General features: G+C 46.3%; 20 protein-coding genes and 1 riboswitch. Of the genes, 19 read left to right on the plus strand and 1 reads right to left on the minus strand.

The window, feature by feature from the left end; translation table 11 throughout:
- Positions 1–10: 10 nt before the first annotated feature.
- The 5 genes from AC5JBY_RS10710 to AC5JBY_RS10730 all read left to right on the plus strand — a co-directional run bounded on the left by AC5JBY_RS10710 (position 11) and on the right by AC5JBY_RS10730 (position 7,867).
- Positions 11–1,459, plus strand: a complete 1,449-nt coding sequence (locus AC5JBY_RS10710) for a SusD/RagB family nutrient-binding outer membrane lipoprotein (protein ID WP_495904576.1) — start codon at positions 11–13, stop codon at positions 1,457–1,459.
- A gap of 28 nt (positions 1,460–1,487) precedes the next feature.
- Positions 1,488–2,480, plus strand: coding sequence for a DUF1735 domain-containing protein (locus AC5JBY_RS10715; protein ID WP_495904577.1), 993 nt, complete (start codon positions 1,488–1,490; stop codon positions 2,478–2,480).
- Positions 2,481–2,749: 269 nt separating this feature from the next.
- The gene (locus tag AC5JBY_RS10720; RefSeq protein ID WP_495904578.1) at positions 2,750–5,968 is read left to right on the plus strand and encodes a SusC/RagA family TonB-linked outer membrane protein; all 3,219 of its coding nucleotides are present in this window, start codon (positions 2,750–2,752) and stop codon (positions 5,966–5,968) included.
- A gap of 32 nt (positions 5,969–6,000) precedes the next feature.
- On the plus strand, positions 6,001–7,440 hold the full coding sequence (locus AC5JBY_RS10725) for a SusD/RagB family nutrient-binding outer membrane lipoprotein (RefSeq protein ID WP_495904579.1): 1,440 nt from the start codon (positions 6,001–6,003) through the stop codon (positions 7,438–7,440).
- A gap of 112 nt (positions 7,441–7,552) precedes the next feature.
- Positions 7,553–7,867, plus strand: a complete 315-nt coding sequence (locus AC5JBY_RS10730; protein WP_495904580.1) for a DUF3467 domain-containing protein — start codon at positions 7,553–7,555, stop codon at positions 7,865–7,867.
- Positions 7,868–7,869: 2 nt separating this feature from the next.
- Here the strand turns inward: AC5JBY_RS10730 and radC are convergent, their stop codons facing one another.
- Entirely contained in the window at positions 7,870–8,562 is a 693-nt protein-coding gene (gene radC / locus AC5JBY_RS10735; RefSeq protein WP_495904581.1) for a RadC family protein, read from the minus strand.
- A gap of 124 nt (positions 8,563–8,686) precedes the next feature.
- Here radC and AC5JBY_RS10740 point away from each other — a divergent pair, with 124 nt between their 5' ends.
- The 14 genes from AC5JBY_RS10740 to AC5JBY_RS10805 all read left to right on the plus strand — a co-directional run bounded on the left by AC5JBY_RS10740 (position 8,687) and on the right by AC5JBY_RS10805 (position 25,657).
- Positions 8,687–8,905 carry a hypothetical protein gene (locus tag AC5JBY_RS10740; protein WP_495904582.1) on the plus strand — a complete coding sequence of 73 codons (219 nt, stop codon included), beginning with the start codon at positions 8,687–8,689 and terminating at the stop codon, positions 8,903–8,905.
- A 195-nt stretch (positions 8,906–9,100) separates the two neighbouring features.
- Entirely contained in the window at positions 9,101–10,051 is a 951-nt protein-coding gene (locus tag AC5JBY_RS10745) for a ribose-phosphate pyrophosphokinase (protein ID WP_495904583.1), read from the plus strand.
- 52 nt (positions 10,052–10,103) lie between these two features.
- Positions 10,104–10,751 carry a 50S ribosomal protein L25 gene (locus tag AC5JBY_RS10750; RefSeq protein ID WP_495904584.1) on the plus strand — a complete coding sequence of 216 codons (648 nt, stop codon included), beginning with the start codon at positions 10,104–10,106 and terminating at the stop codon, positions 10,749–10,751.
- Positions 10,752–10,877: 126 nt separating this feature from the next.
- A complete protein-coding gene (gene pth / locus AC5JBY_RS10755) occupies positions 10,878–11,456 on the plus strand; it encodes an aminoacyl-tRNA hydrolase (RefSeq protein ID WP_495904585.1) in 579 nt (192 codons plus the stop codon).
- Positions 11,457–11,602: 146 nt separating this feature from the next.
- A complete protein-coding gene (locus tag AC5JBY_RS10760; RefSeq protein ID WP_495904586.1) occupies positions 11,603–12,214 on the plus strand; it encodes a fumarylacetoacetate hydrolase family protein in 612 nt (203 codons plus the stop codon).
- A 203-nt stretch (positions 12,215–12,417) separates the two neighbouring features.
- Entirely contained in the window at positions 12,418–14,484 is a 2,067-nt protein-coding gene (locus AC5JBY_RS10765; protein ID WP_495904587.1) for an alpha-ketoacid dehydrogenase subunit alpha/beta, read from the plus strand.
- Positions 14,485–14,677: 193 nt separating this feature from the next.
- Positions 14,678–15,391: a hypothetical protein gene (locus tag AC5JBY_RS10770; RefSeq protein WP_495904588.1), complete on the plus strand. Its 714-nt coding sequence runs from the start codon at positions 14,678–14,680 to the stop codon at positions 15,389–15,391.
- Between the two features lie 531 nt (positions 15,392–15,922).
- On the plus strand, positions 15,923–19,039 hold the full coding sequence (locus AC5JBY_RS10775; RefSeq protein ID WP_495904589.1) for a SusC/RagA family TonB-linked outer membrane protein: 3,117 nt from the start codon (positions 15,923–15,925) through the stop codon (positions 19,037–19,039).
- Between the two features lie 22 nt (positions 19,040–19,061).
- A complete protein-coding gene (locus tag AC5JBY_RS10780; protein WP_495904590.1) occupies positions 19,062–20,576 on the plus strand; it encodes a RagB/SusD family nutrient uptake outer membrane protein in 1,515 nt (504 codons plus the stop codon).
- A 324-nt stretch (positions 20,577–20,900) separates the two neighbouring features.
- On the plus strand, positions 20,901–21,428 hold the full coding sequence (locus AC5JBY_RS10785; RefSeq protein WP_495904591.1) for a LytR/AlgR family response regulator transcription factor: 528 nt from the start codon (positions 20,901–20,903) through the stop codon (positions 21,426–21,428).
- A 118-nt stretch (positions 21,429–21,546) separates the two neighbouring features.
- A complete protein-coding gene (locus AC5JBY_RS10790; protein WP_495904592.1) occupies positions 21,547–22,686 on the plus strand; it encodes a helix-turn-helix domain-containing protein in 1,140 nt (379 codons plus the stop codon).
- 159 nt (positions 22,687–22,845) lie between these two features.
- Positions 22,846–22,991, plus strand: a riboswitch (SAM riboswitch).
- Between the two features lie 413 nt (positions 22,992–23,404).
- Positions 23,405–23,962 (plus strand): RteC domain-containing protein, encoded by a 558-nt coding sequence (locus AC5JBY_RS10795; protein WP_495904593.1) that lies wholly within the window; start codon positions 23,405–23,407, stop codon positions 23,960–23,962.
- Between the two features lie 121 nt (positions 23,963–24,083).
- Positions 24,084–24,656, plus strand: coding sequence for an RNA polymerase sigma-70 factor (locus AC5JBY_RS10800; protein ID WP_495904594.1), 573 nt, complete (start codon positions 24,084–24,086; stop codon positions 24,654–24,656).
- An 11-nt stretch (positions 24,657–24,667) separates the two neighbouring features.
- Entirely contained in the window at positions 24,668–25,657 is a 990-nt protein-coding gene (locus AC5JBY_RS10805) for a FecR domain-containing protein (protein ID WP_495904595.1), read from the plus strand.
- The last annotated feature ends 19 nt before the right edge of the window (positions 25,658–25,676 follow it).

The raw sequence follows: 25,676 nt of genomic DNA on the forward strand, positions 1-25,676 counted from the left end.
ATGAACAAACATGAACAAGAAAATATATACAGCCATAGTATGCTTATCGCTGCTTGTAGCAACAAGCTGTAATAAGCTGGAAGACTTTGGAGATGCCAATGTAAACCCCGGGGCCACTAATGATCCCATCCCCGGAGCGTTATTGACCAATGTGCAAGCTGGCCTGGCCGGCTATGCCACTCAAACCCGTGGCGGATTGTACTGCCAGTATTTTTCAGAAACGCAGTATACAGATGTTTCGCTGTATAGCTTGCCGCAGTTGGCATTTACGGGCGAATATTCCGGCGCCCTTTATGATCTGGAAAACCTGATCAAGCTGAAAGTGAACGGCAACATGACAGCGATATCCCGGATATTGAAAGCTTATATATTCTGGACCATTACCGACCGCTGGGGTGATGTGCCTTATTCAGAAGCGCTGCAGGGAAATCCAACGCCTAAATACGATACACAGGAAGATATCTACAAAGGTGTATTGAAAGAGCTGGCCGAAGCCGCTGCTCAACTCAACAACAGTGGAGGTATTACCGGCGATATCATCAATGGCGGTAACGTCAACAAGTGGAAACAGGTAGCTAATACGCTACGCCTGTTGATCGCTTTGCGGATGTCGAACAAATATCCGGCTGCCAGTGGATTGGCTGCTACGGAGTTTAAAGCAGCGCTGGGTGCGGCTGGTGGTATCATTAGTACCAATGCAGACAACTGGGTGGTGAACTATCCCGGCGGAAACTTCAAAAGTCCCTGGTGGGGATTGTATGATGGCCGGAAAGATTTTGCCGAAAGTAAAACAATGACCGATCTGTTAGGCTCACTGGGCGATAACCGCGCCAACGCATTTGGTGGTAAAACCGAAGACCTGAGTACCAGCAATCCCGATTGGAATCAGCCGTCTGTAACAGGCGTGCCCTATGGTTTGAAGAGAGCCAGTGCTGAAGCATTCACTGGTGCTAACCCGACCTGGGCGCGGGTATTGCGTGGAGATCTCAGGCAGGAAGATGATGACGCAGTAATGGTGAATGCAGCACAAGTATTGTTGGCCCGTGCTGAAGCAGCAGATCGCGGATGGACAACCGAGAATGCAACGACCTTGTTCCAGGATGGTATTAAAGCATCTTTTGAACAATGGGGCCTTAGCGCGCCAGCCGCCAGCTATTTCACGCAAACCAACGTAGCATTCACAGCTGCACCAGGAACAGGTGGCAACTTAAAACAGATAGCTACACAACGGTACCTCGCCACCTATCCCGATGGTATACAAGGTTGGTCCGAGTGGAGAAGAACAGGATTCCCTGTATTGACGCCTGCTCCCGATGCTACCAATACTTCCAAGCAGATAGTTACGCGATATGTATATCCACCTGCTGAATATGGAACCAACAAAGCAGCAGTAGAAGCAGCAGTGGCAAGATTGCAGGGAGGAGATACACAGGATTCAAAAGTATGGTGGGACCAATAACCGGCTAACAACCTTAAAACTGATTTATATGAGATCTACAATAATAAAATATACATTAATGGCAGGGGTGGCCTTGATGCTTTTTACGGCGTGCGTAAAAGATGAGGTAACCGACACCACCACACAAGGTAATACCTATGTGAAGTTGCTGGAGGCGCCTGAAGCTAAATTCTTCTTTGAACCATTTACGGAAGTAAGAACATTGCACCTTTTTAGCTTGCGTAAGGATGCCAATTCAGATGCAGAACTCAACAAACCATTGGCGGTAAAACTGCAACCCAATACAACACTTATCGCCAATTACAATGCTCAGAACGGTTCAGACTTTGAAGTGCTGCCGGATAGCTTATATACACTCGATCCGGGAAATCCTAAAGTGGGCAGCATTTACGAGATGAATATGACAGCCAGTCAGTTTGCAAAAGAGTTCACTATTAAGCTGAATGGCTCCAAATGGAACTTGTCTAAAAAGTATGCATTGGGCTTTACGATCACCGACGCAGGGGGCAAACCGGTTTTAACTGATAAGAAAGATATTATCGTATTGATCAGTATCAAAAACAAATGGGATGGCGTATACGTAGCACACGGTACGCTGTCAGATGCGGCAAACCCTGCTCTCGTTGGCATTTATGATGATCCCGGAGGATATGGTGTAGAGGTGGAGTATGGGCTGGAAACGATGAGCGCTACAGAATGCGTGGTGGTGGATTATACCTATTCAGGTGACGTTGCTATCCCGATTTGGACCGGTACCGGCTGGTCAATTTACGGCAGCTTTGGCCTGGTGGTGACCTTCGATCCTGCTACCGATAAGATTACTAAGGTGGTTAACTACTATGGACAGCCAGCTGGTAATACAAGGTCGGCTGAGCTCGATCCGTCAGGAGTCAATGCTTATGATGAGGCCACCAAAACAGTGAAGATCAAATATTTTATGAAGCAGCCTAACACAATTGTTGATCCGCCGCATATACGAACAAAGGTCGATGAAGAATGGAAGTTCGTTAGAGCCCGTTAGTAAACGATCAATATATACTTAATAACAAACGCTCCGGCCCCCTGGCTGGAGCGTTTTGCTTTCACCTTATCGGCGTGAAAACCATTATGTAGTTGCTGTTTTTTGCAGGGATATGTAGCAATTGATCCGGAAAAAATATTGGTGTATGCAGAAGACACAGCGTTTCGTACAGTTCATACATATGTGCAAATAATAAATGTTAAATTTTTTTTAAAAGGAACAAAATTTCCCTACTTTTAAATTGTTCAAACTATAAACTAACAAGTCACATGAGAAAAATTCTATCACTGCTCGCAGTGCTGGTATGTTTCACCATACCCGTATTGTCGCAAACGAAGGCCCTCTCCGGCCAGGTCACAGATGCTTCAGGAGCTCCCATTCCATTCGCATCGATCGTAGTCAAATCTTCCAAAGTAGGTGTTACTTCCGACGAGAACGGCAACTTCAAGATCAATGCAGCCGCAGGCGATGTATTGGTTGTTAGTGCTGTTGGCGTAAAGTCGTTGGAGTACACTGTAGGTGGAGGAAATGTACTGGCCATTAAAGTAGAAAAGACAGGTGTGCTCGAAGAAGTAGTAGTAGCTGCCTTTGGTGTAAGGAAAGAAAAGAAAGCCCTTGGCTATTCCGTGCAGGAAGTAAAGGGTGAGAACCTTACAGTAGCTAAATCTGTTGACCTTAGTTCTGCACTGGCAGGTAAAGTAGCAGGTGTAACGTTAGTGGGTTCACCCAGCTCTACCTTCGATAATGCCAGCGTTTTGATCCGCGGTGTTACGGGCCTCGGTCCTGTTGCTCCCATCTTTGTATTGGATGGTACCATCACCGACCAGGAAAGCATCATCATGGATAACGTAGAGAATGTGTCCGTATTGAAGGGACCATCGGCCACAGCAATTTATGGTCAGCGTGCTGCCAATGGGGTAGTACTGATCACTTCTAAAAAAGGCTCGCGCAGAAAAACAAGTGGGGTAGATGTGAACCTTGGCGTAACAGCAGAAACTATTTCTCTGCTGCCTCCTTATCAGAATGAATACGCAGGTGGTTATACTTCCAATGCTGCTACACCCGGAACTACGTACGATGCTGCCGGTAACTATCTGTTCAAATATAATGCTTCAAGACACCCCGCCTCCTGGGCTGCTTTCAATGGACAAACCATCATCGAGTATGGCGCCGATGAAAGCTGGGGACCTAAAATGGATGGACGTATGTATCGTCCTTATTATAGCTGGTATCCCGGAGATGAATTCGGAAAACTGTCAGCGTTAACGCCTCAGCCCAACAACGTTAAAGATTTCTTCCGCACAGGATTTAATTACAACAACTCGGTAGCTTTTACCAGCGGAGCAGATAACTATAATTTCAAATTCACCTATGGCAACCAAAACCGTTCACTGGTGCTTCCCAATGCAAAAAGAGACCAGCATCAGCTCGGTGTAAACGGCGCCTTCGATATCGGTAAAGCCCTTACTATTTCAACCGATATCATCTATACCACTTCAAGAACAAAAGGTAAACCGGCTGAAGGGTACGATCTCACAGGCTTGAACATTACCCAAAACTTCAACCAGTGGTTCCAGCGCCAGTTGGATATGGATAAAATGAAACAGTATCGCCAACCCGATGGAAGCCTCAACTCCTGGAATATTGGTGATCCTAACGGTAGTTCTGATCTCGCTGTTTATGGTAAACCACAATACTGGGATAACCCCTGGTTTGTTGTAAACGAGAATTTTGCTACCGGTTTGATCAACAGGCTGGTAGGTAACGTAGGCTTAAACGTAAAACTCGGTAGTCATTTCAACCTGCAATCATACGTGCGCATGAGCTACAACAACCAGGAAAATGATCAGCGTATGGCTACAGGTGGTTTGCAGCTCGACTACTACAAAACCGACCAGCGTATCTTCCGTGAAATGAACTACGAAACGAACCTGAACTATCGCTTCCGTTTCAATGACTTTACATTGGATGGCTTTGTGGGTGGCAACGTTCGTAACGAATATTTCAGCCAGCTGAATATGTCTACTGAAGGTGGTTTGTCTGCCCCCAATTATTTCGATATCAGCGCTTCTATCGCCCGTCCTACAGTGACCCGCGATTACAGAAAAAAACGAGTGAACAGCGTTTATGGAAAAGCTTCTCTCGGTTATCAGGGTTTCCTGTTCCTGGATGCGACTTTACGTAATGACTGGTCTTCTGCATTGCCGGAAGTAAACAACAGCTATCTCTATCCTTCTGTGAGCACCAGCTTCGTGTTTACAGAAATAATGAAGAACTCTTCTATTACCAATGTACTGTCATTTGGTAAGGTTAGGGCTTCCTGGGCACAGGTAGGATCTGACCTCGGATTCAACCAGGTATTATTGGCTATCAATAATGGCTCTTTGTATGGAAGCAATCCTTCCATGTCAATCGGCAACCAGTACCGCTCTGGTAATGTAAAGCCAGCATTGACCAAATCATGGGAAGTGGGCGCCGAACTTAAATTCCTCAATAACCGCTTAGGTCTTGACGTTGGTTATTACAGGAACAACAATACCAATCAGATCATCAACCTCGATGTGTCTACTGCCAGCGGTTTCTCTACCGCACAGGTTAATGCGGGTAGCATCGTGAGCAAGGGTATCGAAGTGTCCATCACCGGTTCACCCGTATCTACCAAGGACTTCTCCTGGGAAGTGAGCCTCAACTGGGCGAAGGCCAGCAACAAAGTGGAACAACTTTACCAGGAAAGTAAAACTTACGTATATGGTACAGCCCGTTACGATACCCGCCTCGAACACCGCGTAGGTGCAGAGTGGGGTATGATGGTAGGCCGTAAATGGAAAACAGATGGTTCGGGTAACCCTATCATCCTTTCCACCGGACAACCTGATTACCTGATCAACCAGGACCTCGGCCAGGTATTGCCTAAATGGACAGGTGGTATGTTCAATGCTCTGCGTTACCAAAACTTCGATCTTACATTCTCGATAGATTTCCAGAAAGGCGGATTATTCTATTCTGAAACAAGGAACTTCAATACCGGCACCGGTATGTCGGAAGAAACAGTTGGTAAGAACGATAAAGGATATGACTGGAGAGATTTTCCAGGCGCTTACACTCTGGCAGGCGGTAACACCGGAAATGGTGGTATCCGCATCCCGGGTGTATTTGCCGACGGAAAGCCCAATAACCGGTACATCAGCGCAAGAGGTTACTTCTACACAGCGATGTCTCGCGGAGCCGGAGATTTCTATGTGTTGGATGCTTCTTATGTAAAACTGCGTGAAGTAAGGTTGGGTTATTCCATACCTAAAAAAGTACTCGAACACCTCAAAGTTGTTAAGAATGCCAATTTCGGTGTTATCCTGAGCAACGCCTGGCTGATATGGGCCAACGCTAAAGAATTCGGTATCGATCCTTCTGAGCTGGAAGTATTCTGGAGAGAAGGTGGACAGCTTTCCCAAACCCGCCAGATTGGTGTAAACCTGCGTGTAGGCTTCTAATCTCTGATTACTAACAACTAATTGAAAAGTGTATGAAAAGAATATTTGTATTACTTGTTACAGTAGCTGCATTGGCTGGTTGCAACAAGTTCAAAGACACAAACGTTTCCCCCACCGTATTGTCTCAACCATCAACAAGGGGATTGTTGACCAACGTGCTGCAAAACCTTCCGGGTACTGCTTTTGGTAACAATACCGGCAACTTCTACGTACAATACTTGTCCGAAGGGCCATATCCCGGTGGTTCACTCTATAATGCACGTAACTTCGATTTTGCTTCATTTTATACCGGACCTCTTTTCGATCTGCAAAAGATCGTTGAATACAATACAGACGAAGCCACCAAGGGAACTTTCGCTGCACCAAACATCAACGGAGCCACTGACAACCAACTGGCAGTAGCACGTATCCTGAAAGCATATTTCTTCTGGTGGTTGACCGATCGATGGGGTGATATTCCTTTTTCTGAGGCCCTGAAAGGCGCCGGCTCTTTCGCACCTGCTTATGATAAGCAACAGGATATTTACACAGCGCTGTTCAAAGAGTTGAAGGATGCAGCAGCGTTGATCAAACCAGCTGAGAAAGGGGTAGTAGGAGATATCCTGCTCAATGGCAATATGGCTATGTGGAAAAAGTTTGCAGCTACCACGCGCCTGATGATGGCGCTACGCCTCACCAAGATTGATTTCGCCAAAGGCAAAACAGAATTTGAAGCGGCTCTTACTGATGGAGTTATCGCCAATGGTGAAGACATCAAGTATAAATATATTGCCGGCGATCCTAACAACTATAATCCCTGGTACAACAACTATTCTGTCAGTAACCGTAATGACTTTGCTATCAGCACTACGATGACAGATTACATGGCGCCTAAGAGCGATCCACGGTTAAAAGTATATGCGGAATCGTTAGCCGCAGGTGCGATAGTAGGATTGCCTTATGGCAAGAACGTGGCGATTAACATTCCTGCTGTTTATAGCCGCATTGGCGATTATTTCAGAGCTCAGGGATCACCTGCTACCATTTACTCTTATGCGCAGGTATTGTTTGCCATGGCCGAAGGTGCTAAGGTAGGTTACCTTACCGGTGGTGATGCAGTGGCAGAAACTCATTACTACAATGCCATCGAAGCTTCCTGGAGATTCTATGGTGTGTTTAACCAGGCTGCTTTCGATACGTACAAGGGGCAGGCTGGCGTAACCTATACAACCGCTAACGGTTACAAATCCATCATGACAGAAAAATGGGTTCACCTGTACCTCAATGGTTATGAATCATGGGCCGATTGGAGAAGAACTGGTTTCCCAACGCTCGTTGCTGCTGTGGATGCCATCGATCCCCGCGGTATACCTACCCGCCAGGGTTATCCTACACAGGAAAGCTCTATCAATGGCGTGAATTACAAAGATGCCGTACAACGGCTGGGTGGAACGGATGATAACTATGGCAAAATATGGTGGGATAAAGATTAATATCTATAAGAAGTTATACTACAAATGCCCGGTTGACATCATCCGGGCATTTGTTTTGTCCGTTGTCGATTTCCAATAAACTATCCTACTTTTACAGCCTAATACATTGGTAATGGATAATGGAAATCAGCAACCGAACCAGCTTAATATAGAGATCAGTGAAGAAATAGCCGAAGGTATGTATGCCAACCTCGCTATCATTACACATTCACACGCGGAGTTTGTAATAGATTTTGTGAACGTAATGCCTGGTACACCTAAGAGCAAAGTGAAATCACGCATTATCCTTACACCTCAGCACGCCAAGCGTTTCATGAAGGCGCTCACAGAAAACGTGACCCGTTTCGAATCCCTCAATGGTAAAATACAGGACCTGGAAGAAGTGCAACTGCCGATGAATTTCGGTGGCCCTACCGCACAGGCTTAATCTCACAAATTTCCTTCATCAGCAAAGCTGTAGTACCCTTCCTCGCTTACGATGATGTGGTCCAGCACGCTTATGTCGAATAGGCGGGCTGCATCTTTGATCTTATGCGTGAGCAGCTGGTCGGCCTGGCTGGGCTGTAAATTGCCCGATGGATGGTTATGGCAAAGAATAAGGTTTAGCGCATTTACCTCCAGTGCCTTTTTGACGATCAGCCGGGGATCGGCAACGGTGCCAGTAATGCCACCTTCACTAAGTATATGAAAGTGCCTGATCCGGTTGGACTGGCTCAGGTACAGCACGGCAAAAACTTCGGCCGGCTGATCGCGCAGTAAAGTGCGTAGATAAGCGGCCACTTCCCGGCTATTGTTTACGATCGACTTATCGAACGACTCCGTTGCATTGCGTCGTCGCCCCAGCTCCAGGGCCGCCATGATAGTAGCAGCTTTGGCATCACCGACTCCCTTGATTGACTTCAAATCGTTGATAGTCAGCTTGAAAAGACTGTTCAGGTTATTGCCTCCATAATTCATGATATCCTGGCCAAGCTCTATAGCCGACTTTCCCTTGACGCCGTGGTGCAGGAGAATGGCCAGCAGTTCTGAATTGCTCAGGTGCATCGTGTTTTTGCTAAGTAGTTTTTCACGGGGCCGGTCATCTTTTGCCCAGTCTTTGATAGGGTAATTTTTCGCTTGCATGTATTAATGGTAACTGTTAATTTTCGCGTTGAATAGTACCGGCAACGTGTAATAAGCATTACCAGTTTGTCGTTATTGTTAAAGAAAATCCAATCCTTTACAGACCTTTTAATCCAGAATCCCCATGAAACGGAAAACAACCTTTTTAGCAATCGGCGGCTATCAGCCGTTCTTGTTCTGTGTCGGCATGTATTTCGTGGCTCTTTTCTTCTCCATATTTATATGCTCGGCCATCTTCCACGTCTTCAATCCCAAAACCTCGATCGTGCGTAAGAATGATGCACCTACCGAAAAAATGGCCCCGGCCAAAGGAAAGCAGGTTTTGTTGACAGTGACCAAATAATTCCTGGCGCCTATAATTTGACTGACAGGCCTGGTATCCCCGGCTTGTTCACCGCTATATTCTGATGTGGCCGACGACATTTTGTCTGGCTACATCAGAATATGGTTTTGAGCATATTGGCGGGGAAAATATTTCCTCTTTATGGGTTCTTAAATCCCTGTTCTTCGTTATATCTTCGCCGCACATTTAAGCGGTATGCAAACGAATGTCAAGGTCTTCTCCGGTACAGGATCACAATACCTGGCCGAAAAAATCGCCCGAAAATACGGGATTACATTAGGAAAAATTACAATTTCAAAATTTAGTGACGGGGAAATACAACCTGTTTTTCAGGAAAGTATCCGTGGAGACATGGTCTTCTTGATCCAAAGCACCTTTGCGCCAGCCGAAAACCTGCTGGAGCTGCTGCTGATGATCGACGCGGCCCGCCGTGCTTCTGCCTATAAAGTGGTAGCGGTTATTCCTTATTATGGATACGCTCGGCAGGACCGGAAGGACAAGCCCCGGGTAGCTATCGGCTCCAAAATGATCGCCAATATGCTGGTGGCAGCAGGCGCCGACAGGGTGATTACCATGGACTTACACGCACCCCAGATACAAGGGTACTTCGACATCCCTGTGGATCACCTGGATAGCTCGGCCATATTTATTCCTTACATACAACAACTTCAACTGGAAAACCTTACCTTTGCGGCCCCCGACGTGGGAAGTGCCAATAGGATACGGGAGATTGCCAGTTATTTCAATGCCGAAATGGTGATCTGCGATAAGCACCGTAAACGGGCCAACGAAATTGCGAGCATGGTGGTGATAGGGGATGTTACCGACCGGGATGTTGTACTGATCGATGACATTTGTGATACAGGAGGCACCCTCGCCAAATCAGCAGGGTTGTTGAAAGACAAAGGAGCCCGTAGCGTAAGAGCCTTGTGTACACATCCGGTATTAAGCGGCAACGCCTATTCGAATATAGAGAACAGTGTGTTGGAAGAGCTGGTGGTTTGTGATACAATACCACTAAAACAAAAGATCTCGAAGCTCAAAGTGTTAAGTGTAGCAGAGCTGTTTGCAGTAGCTATCCGCAATGCTTACGAGAACAGGAGTATCACAGGATTGTTCATACACAGCCAGCGAAGAAGTTTGTAAGCTGTTAAGTATCGAACAAGTTTAAGCAAGAGAAAATTTTAATACAAATACAATGAAATCAATTACAATCGAAGGCCAACTGAGGACCGGAACCGGGAAACAAGCCGCCCGCCAACTCCGCTCTCAGGGTCTGGTACCCGGTGTAATCTACGGCGGTTCACAGGAGATCAACTTTGCTGCTCCTGTGTTGGCTTTTAAATCGCTCGTGTATACGCCAGAATTCTTATTGGCGGACATTAAGGTGGATGGTAAAAGCTACCAGTGCATCCTGAAAGATCTTCAGTTTGACACTGTTACTGATGCCTTGGCACACATCGACTTCCTGGAACTGGTAGAAGACAGACCTGTTGTTGCTACTATTCCGCTGAAGTTCACAGGTTCTGCTGCCGGTGTAAAAGCTGGTGGTAAGCTGATCACCAAGATCAAGTCCCTGAAGATCAAGACCCTTCCTAAGTTCCTGAAGGAGAATATCGAAGTAGACCTTACTAACCTGGAGCTGAACGCAAACATCCGTGTAGAAGATGTGGTAGCGGACAACTACGAGATCCTCAACTCACCTCGTATTCCTATCGCTTCTATCGTGATGACACGTCAGCTGAAACAGGAAGAAGCTGCTGCACCTGCTGCTGCTAAACCAGCTGCTGCTGCCGCTGCAAAACCTGCCGCCGCTGCTGCTGCGAAACCGGCTGCAAAGAAATAATAATTAGATTTATTATCTATATTAGCAAAGCCCGGTATCCCTTCCGGGCTTTTTTTATCCTTCCGATATTGTATGAATACTACTTTGTGAGTATAGGTCGTACACCTTTTTTTAACTACTTTTTCCATGTCAAAGTTCCTGATCGTTGGTCTGGGAAATATAGGACCTGATTACGCCGGTACCCGTCATAATATCGGGTTCGATGTTGCCGATGCGTTGGCCAGGAAACATGGCACCTTTTTTAGAGTAGATAGGCTGGCAGAGATAGCTGAGGTGAAGTGGAAAGGCAAACAATTGATAATTGTCAAGCCGACCACCTATATGAACCTTAGTGGTAAAGCAGTGAAATATTGGATGGATAAAGAGAAGATCCAGTTGGAGAATGTACTGGTAGTGCTTGATGACCTGGCATTGACTTTATCTAAGATACGTCTACGTCCTTCGGGTAGTGATGCTGGTCATAATGGTCTCACAAGTATTCGCGAGACCCTCTTGACAGACAAATATCCACGCTTACGTTTCGGAATTGGGAATAATTTTCCCAAAGGAAGACAAGTGGATTTTGTTTTGGGACGATGGGATAATATAGAATTACCAATAGTTCAACAAAAGGTGGAGAAATGTGTCGGAATCATTGAAAGCTTCGTCACTATTGGTATCGAAAGGACTATGAATGAGGCGAATAAATTGGAGTTTCCACTATGATTTGTTAATTTCAATCTTTATTTTCGCCAATAGTATCCATCCGGGTATTATATTTCAGCATCTAATATTCCTGTGAACCTGTACCCCCTGCCTTTCCAGGCTATGAAACTTGAAAACAATTATCTCAGTTAAACCCTTTGTTGAGTATGAAAATTTTCTGTGTAGGCCGTAATTATGTGGCTCACGCAAAAGAATTGGGTAACGAGGTTCCTGACGAACCTGTCATTTTTATGAAACCCAAGAGTGCTTTACTACAGGCACATACGCCATTTTATTATCCCGAGTTTACAAACGAATTGCATTACGAATGCGAATTGGTGTTGCGTATTTCCAAAAATGGTAAATACATACAAGACCGCTTTGCCAGTAAATACTATGATGCCGTAACTGTCGGCATCGACTTCACAGCGCGTGATATCCAAAATGAACTGAAAGAAAAAGGCCTTCCCTGGGAAAAAGCCAAAGCCTGGGATAACTCAGCTGTGATCGGTAAATGGATTCCCCTGCAAAACGTGAAGAATAAAAAAGACATCAATTTCTGTTTATATAAAAACAAAGAATTGGTGCAACAGGGTAATTCTAACCTGATGATCAACAACTTCGATAAGGTAGTGGCTTATATATCCAACTACTTCTCTGTAAATATCGGAGACCTCGTGTTCACCGGAACACCTGCCGGCGTAGGCGAGTGTGTAGTAGGCGACGAACTGGAAGGGTTTATCGAAGATGATAGCCTGCTGAGCGTAGAGATTAAATAAAGTAACATACTTCATACAGAAAGCCGTTCCATTTTTGGGACGGCTTTTTTCGTGTATAGCCAGCTGTCACAGCAAAAAGCAACACATTTTTTAATGAGTGAGACCCAAAGAGTCTGGGTAAGTCCCTGAAATACTTACTAACAGTTGTTCAACTTTTATATTTTTGCGCAGTTTATTGGCTATTTATAATACAGTTGCTTGTTATGATCCATCCAGATATCTTGCTGAAGGCTTATCGATTGATGTGTACTGCCGGCCAAATGGCGCAGACCTACGAGGCCAACCGGACAGTTTGTAAATATGTGCATTCCACTTCCCGTGGTCATGAGGCCATCCAGCTGGCCGCCGCTTTTCAATTATTACCCTGCGACTTTGTAAGTCCTTACTACCGTGATGAAAGCATTTTGCTTGGCTTGGGTTTTACCCCTTATCAACTGATGTTGCAGCTGCTGGCCAAAGCTGGCGACCCCTTTACAGGGGGGCGAGAGTATTATTCACACCCCAATTACCGCGGGGCCGATAAACCGGGTATCATTCACCAGAGCAGCGCCACAGGCATGCAGGTGATCCCGACCACAGGTATCGCACAGGGAATACAATACCTGGAAGCCACCCAGTCGCCGAATCTGAAAAAAGGACCTAGCGGAGAACTGCCGGCGGTCATCTGTTCGTTGGGCGATGCCAGCGTAACAGAAGGGGAGGTGAGCGAGGCTTTCCAGTTTGCGATATTGAAAAAACTGCCTGTCATTTACCTGGTTCAGGACAACAGCTGGGGTATCAGTGTGAGCGCCGAAGAAGCCCGTATGATGGACGCTTATGATTATGCAGCGGGATTCCCCGGCATGGAAAGAGTGCGTATCGATGGCAGTAATTTCGAAGAGAGCTATGATACCATGCGCCGTGTGGTGCAATATGTACGGCAGCATCGTACCCCCTACCTCGTACAGGCAAAAGTGCCACTGCTGGGGCATCATACCAGCGGCGTGCGCAAAGAGTTTTACCGCACGGCGGAAGATTGGGAAAAGCACCTCGCCAACGATCCGGTTCCCAAACTCAGGCAACACCTTAAAGAAAAAGGTATAACAGAAGCACAACTCCTTCAAATAGAACAGGAGGCTGCTGCTGCCGTGGCCGAACAGTTTCAGCAGGCGGCGCAGGCTCCGGAGCCAGATACAGCTACCGTAGGAGATTTTGTGTTTGTGCCCACGCCGGTTACCGCGGAAAAGGGCAACAGGAGCGGAACGACTTCCAACAAGATCGTAATGGTAGATGCGGCCCTGTTCGCTATTCGCGAGATCATGGAAGACCATCCCGAAGCTATCTTATACGGGCAGGACGTAGGCCGGCGCCTCGGTGGCGTATTCCGGGAGGCGGCTACCCTGGCCGAGCAGTTTGGCGACCACCGCGTATTCAATACCGCCATCCAGGAAGCTTACATCATAGGTTCTACTGTGGGTATGAGCGCCGTGGGGCTCAAACCCATTGTCGAAGTACAGTTTGCTGACTATATATACCCGGGATTTAATCAACTGGTAACAGAGATATCCAAATCCTGCTACTTAAGTTGCGGAAAATATCCGGTGCAAACCGTTATCCGGGTACCGATCGGTGCTTATGGTGGTGGTGGTCCTTATCATAGCGGTAGTGTAGAGACTACACTATTGTCCATAAAAGGCCTCAAAGTAGCCTATCCTTCCAGCGCAGCCGATATGAAAGGGCTAATGAAGGCAGCCTTCCTGGACCCCAATCCGGTGGTAATGCTGGAGCACAAAGGACTTTACTGGAGCAAAGTGCCTGGCACCGATGACGCCAAAACAACCGAGCCCTCCCGTGATTACGTATTGCCTTTGGGAAAAGGGAATGTCGTGTTGTACGCAGACGATCGATCCGTGAAACAAGGAGAATCCTGTTGCGTCATTACTTATGGAATGGGCGTGTATTGGGCAAAGGCTGCAGCAACACATTTTCCCGGACAAGTGGAGATCGTTGATTTGCGTACTTTATACCCATTGGATGAAGAGCTCGTGTACAGCACCGTTGAAAAACACGGCAAATGCCTTGTGTTGACGGAAGAACAACAATACAACTCATTCGCTGAAGCACTGGCTGGGCGTATATCCCGCCACTGCTTTCGCAGCCTTGATGCACCTGTAGAAATATTGGGTACAATATATATCCCGGCCATACCTATGAACCAGCAGCTCGAACAAGCTGCACTGCCTAATCCTGAAAAAGTAAAAGCTGCCATAAGCAGGCTGCTGTTGTTTTAGCACGTTTTAGTCCTATTTTGCTGCTCTTATCAAAACCTTATTCTACCCATTCAGTTGGTTATTCATGATAAGTAAATGAGCCAATTAATGCATACATCCCCACCATATACCGCTTGTAATATTTTAACAAACTGGTTATAATAAAAATTGTCTTATTTACGTAGAGTATCGTACTTAACACCCAGCTAGCGCCATGAAAAACAAATACCTTAAAGGCGCCCACCTTTCCGAGCGGAAAGTGCGGGAGCTATTGAAACTATTTTGCGAAGACCTCACCGCTACGCAAATAGCTAACATCTCCGGAATAAGCCGGATCACGGTGAATGCCTATTTTAAGCTCATTCGCACACACATAGCCAGGTTTTGCGAAGAGAAAAATCCCCTCCGTTACCAGAACGGTAACATTGCATTCCTTCCCATGGAAAATGGTCTCGACCATGCTGTGGAAACAAATGGACATGCAGGAAAAAAAGCCTTCTACGGCCTTTTTAAAAGGGATGAGCGTATTTACACAGACAAGATGTCCTGCGTTGACTCCAGTTGGTTGTACGACTGGGTTAAGGGAAGAGTCGAAGCTGATGATGCGCTTTTACAGAAGCACCATTTACATGTTTACAATGGAATTGCAGACTTCAACAATGTACGTTTGTTGCGCCTCAATGGTGGCATGAACGGAACAGCCAAAGGCCGTTCACACATTGATGAGATCGATCTGTTCTGGGGAATGCTGAAAGCCCGGTTGGTAAAATTCAGGGGGCTTAATGGCAACACCTTGTACCTCCATGTAAAAGAAACAGAGTTCCGGTACAATTACCGTGATGCAGACCTGTTTGAAATGTTGCTGGATATTTTGCACAAACAACCATTACATCATTCGAAAGTCGTCCGTCAAAAGGCCGACACGTAAACGAACTCCGGGGATTTCGGTATATGCCTATCGCAACTCATCCCTGGATCACTACAAAACAGTTGCGGTAATAGAATTTTTCTCATGTGACTCGCGGGTGGTTTCTACCACCCGCTCTTTTTTTGTATCTGTTGCAAGAATAGGATGCACTTTGAAGGCTGCTTTACCGGTAGTCAACACTATTTTCCATTTATATAGTACAAAAAATGTATACAAGATAATTAAGATAATAGTGTCACTGTCTAAGTAATTAACCAGCTTATATTTATGTTCATGATAATGTCAGCACATCAAGTTGTCGAGTAAACGCAGGCACTATAATTGTCTGCTGCTTTATTTATAATAGATATTGTGACAACAAGTATTCAATAATTACCATTCATCATTCGCATCATCATCAACAGGCAGGCAGTTTTATACATCAGCGGTTTACATTGATCGTTATCATCTTATCAAGCCCGTTAGTAGAGTATGTAATAGCTCTTCAGCTCTTGCCTTCAACAGGATAGCTTTGAAACAAAAGCTAACTGTATGAGACAATCTTTTCTTATTGCCATATGGTTGTTACTAATAACTGGCAGTGCGTGGGCACAAACCAGAACGGTAACCGGCAAAGTCACTGACAAAAATGATATGGCCCTCTCGGGCGTTTCAATTACGATCAAAGGATCTTCCACAGGCACCCAAACAAATGACAATGGCGACTTTTCGCTTAGCGTGCCCGGTACAGCCCGGACATTGGTCTTCACGTATGTTGGGTATGCAGTACAGGAAGTATCTATTGGCAGAAGCAACACTATGAATGTAAGCCTCACCACAGAAGAGAAAAAACTTGATGAAGTAGTGGTGGTGGCCTACGGCACCCAACGAAAAAGAGAAGTTACCGGCTCGGTAGCTGTAGTAGACGAACGCGCTATTAAAAGACAACAGGTAACATCTGTAGGCCAGGCCTTACAGGGAACCGCCGCTGGTGTGATGGTTGTCAACAATTCCGGTCAGCCCGGTGACAATCCGCAGATACGCATTCGCGGTATCGCCTCGCTGAATGCCAGTGCCGAACCATTATTGGTATTGGACGGTATTCCCTTCGATGGCAACCTGAACATGATCAACCCCAACGACATTGAAAACTTCTCGGTACTAAAAGATGGTACAGCCACCGCCCTGTATGGCAGCCGCGCAGCCGCAGGCGTTATCCTCATCAATACAAAACGCGGTAAGAAAGGAGCAGCACCTTCTATCACACTCAGTTCTACATTTGGATTAGCCTCCCGCGCACTGCCTGAGTACAGCTTTGTAAACTCACAGCAAATGTTTGAGCTGGGCTGGGAAGCGTTGCGCAACCTGAATATCGATGCAGGTATAGCCAATCCTACACAGGTAGCTACCGATGATCTTGTATCGGAGATCAAGTACAATCCATTTGGCATTACCAAGCCGGTAGGTACAGATGGGAAGCTGGTACCCGGCACCAACCTGTTGTGGAATACCGACTGGACCAAAGAGCTCACCCGCACCAATGCCCTGCGCCGTGATGTGAACCTTTCCGTTTCCGGTGGAGGCGATCAGTCGCGCTACTTCTTTTCAACCGGCTATCTTTCACAGGAAGGATATGTAAAGACTTCCAAGTTCGATCGTATCAACGCACGTTTCAACTATACCAGCAACCTGAATGACTGGCTGGAGTTAGGCGCACGTACTTCCTTTGTATTCTCCAGTCAGAATTATCCTGATCAGGCAGGCACCAACTTCGAGAACACCATACAATACATTCGAACCATGTCGTCCATCTATCCTGTGTACAAGCGCGGAGAGAATGGCGAAGAATTGCTGGATGCAGACGGCAACCCGATCTATGATTTCGGCAACCCGGATGCTACAAGGACAGTGAATGTAAACAGAAATTCGCTGCAGCCTTCCAACCTGGTAGCTACCACTTTGGTGAACACAGAATCACGCAAACGCTACCTCACCAACCTGAATACGTATGCAGATATCAAGCTGGCCAAAGGATTTAAGTTCAGGAGCAGCTTTGGTATCGATAAATACTTCTTCGAAACGTTGAGCTATGAAACCCCCGACTTCGGTAACGGCCAGAACGTAGGTGGCCGCTCGCAGCGCCAGAATGATATCACTACATCCTGGACCTGGAACAACATGCTGAACTATACACACGCTTTTGGCGATCACAACATCGATGTGATGGCCAGCACTGAAGCGTATAAATATGAGTTTAAAACACTCTCTGGCCAGAAGGTGGCTTTCCCATTCTCCGGCCTTACAGAATTGGGAGTTGCTGCCACTACAGAAGCATTATCCAGCGGTACTACCACTGAAACCATCAACAGTTATCTCGGTCGTCTGAAGTATGATTACAAAGGAAAGTATTTTGCAGAAGTGACCGTACGTTGGGATGGATCATCCCGTTTTGCAGAAGGCAACCAATGGGGCTTCTTCCCGGCGATAGGTGTGTCCTGGTTGCTGAGTGACGAAGAATTCATGAAGCAGGTAACCTTCGTCAACTTCCTGAAGTTCCGTGCATCTTATGGAGAAGTGGGCAACAACCGGTTGACCAGTTATTTCCCTTACCTCAGCACGTTCAGCGGTGGTTATGACAACCTGAACAACCCCGGTATCTATCTCGACCAGTTGGGCAATCCTGCTATCCGCTGGGAAAAACAAGGAAACCTGGACATTGGAGTAGATTTCGCCATCTGGAAGAACAGGATCACGGGTAGCGTGGATTATTTCAGGAAGGAGTCCATCGACCTGCTGTTCAACAGACCACTGGTATTTTCCGGTGGCATCCCATCAGTGGATGATAATATAGGCACGGTTATCAACTCAGGTGTAGAGTTCAGCATCAATGCGCGCGCCATCAGCAAGAAGAACTTCGAGTGGAACTCTATCATCAATGCTTCCTTTGTAAAGAACAAGATTACCAAGCTGCCACAGGAAAAATTGCTGGCCGGTGCTTACCAGCGTGAGGTGGGCAGGTCATTCTTCGACTTCTTTATGCCTGAATGGGCTGGTGTAGACCCCGCAACAGGAGACCCGCTATGGTATGCCGACGAAAAGGATGGTTCTGGTAACCCCACCGGTAAAAAAATAACCGTCAATACCTATGCAGATGCGACGCGGTATTATGTAGGAAGCGCTTTACCCAAGGTAACAGGCGGCTGGACCAACACTTTTAACTACAAACATTTTGACCTTAGCGTGTTGCTCAACTTCGCTTTTGGTGGAAAGACATATGATGCCGAATATGGAGGTTTAATGCATGGCTTCACCGCCAGCTTTGGAGATCAGCTGCATACAGATGTTCTCAACCGGTGGCAAAAAGCAGGAGATATCACCAATGTACCTCGTCTCGATGTAAACAACACCGATATCAACCAGCGTTCAACCCGATTCCTATATGATGGCGACTATGTACGCCTGCGCAACATCACACTTGGCTTCACCTTCAATCCCGACAAGAACCGTAAGGTCATAAAGAATGCACGGTTCTATGTACAGGCCGACAACATCGGTACCTGGAGCAGACTAAAGAAAGGTGCCGATCCCGAAACAGATGTAGACGGAACATCGCGGCCGCAATCATCTGTATTCAAGATCATTTCAGCAGGATTGGAACTTAATTTCTAAAGAACGCTTAAACACAATGATCATGAAACGATATAATATACAACAACTCTTTATACTACTGGCGATCGTAAGTATAGCCGGTGTGGGTTGTAAAAAAGATTTCATTACCGATCCCAAACCTACCGATGCTGTCTCTGATGTCGACGTTTTTAAATCAGTCAATGGCGTACGTTCCTATTTCACTGGTATTTACCGCAACATGCGCAGGCAGTGGTCCAACCTTGACAATACAGCGGGCGGGCTTACTGATACATGGGGATATAATTCCGTTAACCTGGCTCGCATCAACAAAGGAACTGATATAGTGAATCCTGGTGGAAATTATCAATTCGATTACCGTCACGAGAACCGTGAACCGGCTTATCGCCGCACCATTTTCACGTGGGGATTTTTTTACGAACATGTGAACCAGGTTAACACGCTTATAGAAGGAGTGACCCTGAGTACCAGCATTTCGGCAGCAGATAAAAAAGTACTGGAAGCAGAAGCAAGGGCTTTGCGTGCCTGGTTGTATTTCGAGATCATCCGTGAGTTCCAGCACACCATTGCCAGGGATCCCAATGCACCGGGCGTACCTTTATACACAGAACCTACGAGTATTGAGAATGAAGGAAAGCCACGCGGTACGATCAAGCAGGTGTATGACCAGATTAATGCAGATATAGAATTTGCTACCTTGAATCTGGGCACCGGCAGACTGCTTAAGAGCGATGTCAATATCAATGTAGCCTGGGGCATGGCTGCCCGGATATACCTGGAGCAAAGACGCTGGGCCGATGCGAAGAATGCTGCGCAGAAAGCAAGGGTAGGGTATACGCTCGATGCTCCTTCCTACAGCAATGGCTTTGGTGATCTTGCATCATCAGAAGTGATCTGGGGTTTTCCGCAGGCTTCCGACATTGGCGGACAATCACTGTACTATGGTACCCCCAGCTCATTTTTTGAAAAGACAGGGAATGGATATGATAACCTGTTTGTGAACTCCACATTGGTAGCTGCTTTTTCCAATACAGATGTGCGCAACACATTCTACCTCACCAGTAGTAACCCTACCAGTGCACAAAGGTTTTCTACCAACAAGTTTGGCAGCCCTTCGGCCGATGAAATACAACTGATCAATGGCGATGTCGTGCCTTTGAAAGAAACCTGGTTCAACGAAGCCTTGCCCATGATGCGGGTGGCAGAAATGTACCTGATCGAAGCAGAAGCAAAAGCCGAGCTGGCGGAAGCCGATGCCGGCACTATATTACTGACTGTCCAAAAGAACCGTGACCCTGCGGCAGCGGCTTCAGGGAATACAGGAGCGACATTGGTCACCGAGATACTCCTGGAGAGAAGGAAAGAGTTTTATGGAGAGCTGGGCTTTGACTATCTCGATGCCAAGCGCCGGCAGTTGCCACTCATCAGAACCGGTAACCACCCGGCTGCCTACCGGTTCAACATCCCGGCCAATGACAATCGATTTATCCTGAAGATTCCCCAAAAAGAATTCGATTCTAATAAGACATTAAACCCGGGCACCGACCAGAACGGGTAACTACTTCTCCGGGAATGTTAGCAGAGTTTGGTTTGGCTATCGCAACTTATTCCCGGAGTGTCTACAAAGTTGCGGTAACAGAATTTTTCTCATGTGACTCGCAGGTGGTTTCTACCACCTGCTCTTTTTTTAGGTGGATATCAGAGCCATTTTGTCACTCTCGGGTACTACCCAATTACCATTAGAATTTCGGACGTATTGAAGAAATGCCGGCCCGAAAGGCATCTTTCGCGTGAATGATTATAATGGTTTACACCTTTTACGCGGGCAAAAAAGCGATTGATGGCGCGATGAAAGAACTTTGAAGGGTCAAAAAATCAAGCCATGAGCAACGTGATAACAACAAGAGCAAGTGAGCAAGCCATGCGGAAAATGTCATTCCGGCATACTGAAGGATCAACTACACAAGCCTTTGCTTCCCGTAAAGAACCCTCTTTAACCTCCATGAACCTGACCACTCAATTGCAGGAGCTGTTGCAATTGCTGGGAACAGAAAAGAAGCAAGAGCCGGAATATCGCAACCGTTTCCTCGTAAGAAGAGGACACCAGTTCATCCCCGTGCCAGTGAGCGATATCCGGTACTTCTATTCAAAAGACAAGCTCTGCTTTGCCCGGACCCATGATAATAAGGAGTATATGTTATCCTTTACCATTACGGAGATCGAGGAGATGATTTCGCCAGCTTTGTTTTTCCGCGCAAGCAGGAAATACATGGTGAGCCATGCGGCCATCACCAAAATATTGGTGTGGTTCAATGGCAAGCTGAAAGTGGAAATAGAACCGGGCGCCACAGAAAGCATCGTGATCAGCCGGGAGCGGGTGAATAGTTTTAAAACCTGGCTGGGTGAATAGCAGCCCGGGTACCTTTTACAGGACCGGTTAAAAATAACTTTGTAGCAACAGCACATTCAGGTCATTCTTTCTAATATTGCCGGGTAAAATATTACAAGGTAGTATTAGAATCAGGGGTATGACCGACTCGATGTTTATTTTGCCAGACTTTCTCAAATTGCTTTTCCTGATGGCAGGCGCGCAGGGCGTAATACTGTCGATTGTTTTGTGGCGGCACAAGAGCAATCGCATTCAGAACAATCTGCTGGCGTGGTTGGTGATAATGTTTTCATTGAGCCTGTTCTATTATATCGCTACCTATACTAAGGCCATTTATTTTCATCCTTTATATCCCGGCGTAGTAGCAGGCTGGCTATTAGGTACGGTAGGCGCCAATTGCCTGTTGATGTACCTGCGCGCCTGCTTTGGGTTGCCGCCACGCCCTCCGGGATTTTGGTTCTATTGGATACCTGCTGCATTTTTTGTGGTGCTGATCGGTTTATATTATATCGCCGACAGACGAACAGGCGAAACCTATAGCAACATTGGATGGCTGGGACTTGGCTATATGGTGGCCATCACAGTGTTGTGTTATTATAAATACCGCTTGTACGCTTCTATGGGAACCGTTGGCCAGCGAAGCCAGAAAACGAAACGGTATCTACGGTACCTTCTCCTGTTCTTTGCTGCTTACTCGGTGGTGCAAATAGCTGGCTTTGCTCTTTACTATTTTATTCCCTTTGTGGTATCCCTGTATGTATCGGTATTGGTGAAGCTACTTACCACCATCGGCATTTATACCATTGCCTACCTCAATGTTCAATACGCCCACCAGGTGGCGCCCGTGTTTATGGCCATGCCGGTCGAACCTGCCGAAAAGTATAAGTTCTCCAGCCTTGATGAAGAAACTGCCAAGCAAATCAGTAGACAATTACAGCAACTGGTAGAAACAGAAAAGTTTTACCTGCAGCGTGATCTGAAGCAGAAAGAGGTGGCAGACAAGCTTAGCACTTCTGTTCATCACTTATCACAAGTGCTCAATGAACGCATGGGTATTAGTTTCCCCGATTTCGTCAATAAACTACGGATAGAAGAAGCACAACGCCTGCTGGCTTCCGGTGATGACAGCAAGATCGAATCAATTGCCCTCGATACTGGTTTCAACAACAAAGTGTCATTCAATAAAGCCTTCAAGAAGTTTACAGGACTCACCCCTTCGCAGTTCAAAATGCAGTCGCAGAGCGCTGATAACCTCGATGCCGGTCTTCCACACACGTAACATGTAAGAGCTACGCATTTGACATATGGCAATTATGACAATTTTGTGGCGTAGATTTTCGCATAATTTGGCTTTTCCACACCCGTTAGCAAAATAATTGACTACTACTTTCTGAATACACGGATGGATTGTATATATTTGCCTCGTTCTTTTATGTGTTGCTTATCAAGAAAGGCTGAGGGAAAACGGGCCCGATGACGCCTTGGCAACCCTTCTTTTGTTTCATGCTGTACAGAAATTGTGCATGATGCGGAGATGAAGGTGCCAATTCCTGCTCCGCTCGAAAAAGCGGAGGTAGATAAGTCTGTGTACAGCTTTGAAAAACATTGCTATCCGCAATTGTAAAATATTTTCATGGCTCACCTGGCTTATCAGCAGGTGAGCTTTTTTTTGCCTCCACCTGTGTTCAGTAACCAGTAAAAGACTTCCTCGATTGGCTTGTATCCTACTGAAGTGCTCCTTCATGAGTAAACAACAATCGCAGGAATTTCCAAGTGGGTTTTGTTTCTTCTTATATGTCAATGTCCGCTTTGTCCTTATCCCGGTCGCACCGGGATGGGACACGGGCAAACCGGGGGAGAAGAACATAAAGAACTGACAGTAAACTTTGTTTCAAATAGTAGATTTTCTCATGTGACCTTTTGGTTAACCAGGGATTGTTTTTACTTTCCCTGCTTTTTTTTAAACCCCTCGTTATACCCTTAAACCCGGACATTCTATGAGAGAGCAATGCAAACGCCTGTATGAGCAGATGTTGCTTGAAATGGAGTATTGCAAACAGCAACATCCCATTGAAAAAGAACAGATCGAATGCGCCTTCAGGACCTGTGAGATGAACTGGAAAAAACTGCAAACCATCCTCCACAACTACAAGTTTACCAGCGAATCAGAAGAAGCATGGTTCTTTAAAACAGTCAAACCCCAATTTACCGGCCTCATAGAGTACTATGCCCTCGTCTACAAAGCAGCCCTGTTCATTCCTGATGACGACGATCAACATGACATTTACAAGTTCTGGCAAAACGAACTACACCTGGCTACACGATTCTTCTCAGAACATGAGTCCTTCTATAAGTACTACAAAACGGGCATGACCGAAATGGATACCATCTATTTCGTGCGCGCCAACAACGATCCTACCATAACACTTACTGCAAAAGCATATGACATTGCACCTGAGGCAACTACCTCCCATGATCATCTTGTTGCCTCCATTATTGCCCGCGAACGCTACTTGGAATACGTGAATCTCCAGATGCAGCAGATCAGTCATTAATGTCTGCACTTTGAATATTTATAGGTCGCCGTAGGGGTAAACCACCTGCCGGTTGTCATATAATAAAGCGCAATTGACAGAAGCAGCAGCTATATTTGGAGGCAGATATCAAACCGTTCGAATGGGAGTTAATGATACGGGCAGCATTCAGTCACGAACTGAAAGCGGCGCCACTGTTTTTGAGGATGTTTTTAAATCACACTTTAAGAGCCTGCACGCCTATGCCTGTACCATTGTGAAAGATGATGTGATGGCCGAAGAAATGGTACAAAACGTATTTTATAAAATATGGGAACGTAAATCCCATCTCTCCATCCAAACTTCCCTCACTGCCTACCTCTATCGCGCTGTATACCATGAAAGCCTGAATTACATCAAGCACCAGAAGGTGAAAACCGCCTACCAGTCCTATGCTACAGCGCGCATGAATGAACAAACAGATAATGCAGAAAAGAAAATATTGCTGGGCGAACTGGAAGGTCGCCTGCGGACAGCCCTGCAAGAGCTGCCGGAGCAATGCCGTACCATCTTTCAGATGAGCCGGTTTGAGGAACTGAAGTACCAGGAAATAGCCGACCGCCTCGGCCTTTCCATCAAAACAGTAGAGAACCAGATGGGCAAAGCCTTAAAGCTGATGCGCCTGAAACTGATAGACTTTTTACCCTTTGTGATCCTATCCCTATTAAACCTGTAAACCAGAAAAGTTTGAGAGACCATATATACCATATGAGTGATGACCTGCTGGTGAAATACCTGCTCCGGGAAACAACACCCGGGGAGGACAGGCAGGTGGAAGCCTGGATAGCGGAAACGCCCGGCAACCAGCGGTACTTCGATCACTTCAAACTGATCTGGGACAGCAGCCGGGAACTGGCCGCACAAAGTACTGTCAGCGAAGAAGATGCCTGGCAGCGTTTCCAGAACAGGGTGAAGACAGGCAATACCAGTGAAACAGGCAGGGTGCGTTCCATGGGCCAACGCATAAGTGCCTGGCGCGTGGCTGCAACGCTGGTGGCTACAGCGGGTATCCTGGCCATGATCTATTTCCTGTCTGTGAAAGACAAGGATGCTAAAGCCATCATACTGGCTACTACGAATACCAGTGTGGCAGATACGCTGCCCGATGGTTCCGTGATCACCCTCAATAAGCACTCATCGATTAGCTACGAAAAAGCTTACAATAAAAAAGAAAGAGCAGTTGAGCTGGATGGTGAAGCATTCTTCAAAGTAGCACACAACAAGAACAAACCATTTGTAGTGCATGTGAATGGCCTTACCGTGACTGTTACAGGAACTTCTTTCAATATTAAAACGATCAATGGTAAAACAGAAGTGATCGTAGAGACGGGATCAGTACAGGTGAGCAATGGCCGGCAAACAATTGCATTGACGCCTAAGCAAAAAGTAGTGACAGGCGGTAGCGCTGATTCACTGACCAAAGAAGGAGTAACCGATCAACTCTACAGCTACTACCGCGATAAAGTATTTGTATGTGACAATACACCTTTATGGAAACTGGTAGAAGTGCTCAATGAAGCATACGATGCTCATATCGTTATCGAATCGAAAGAGAAGCGGAATCTACCCCTCACCGCTACCTATAATAACGAATCGCTTGATAAAGTACTGGAACTTGTTGCTCAAACACTTGAGCTTACCGTTACCCCCAATAATTCCCGAATCATATTGAAATAGATATACTCACAGACATTAG

Source organism: Paraflavitalea sp., from assembly GCF_059502485.1.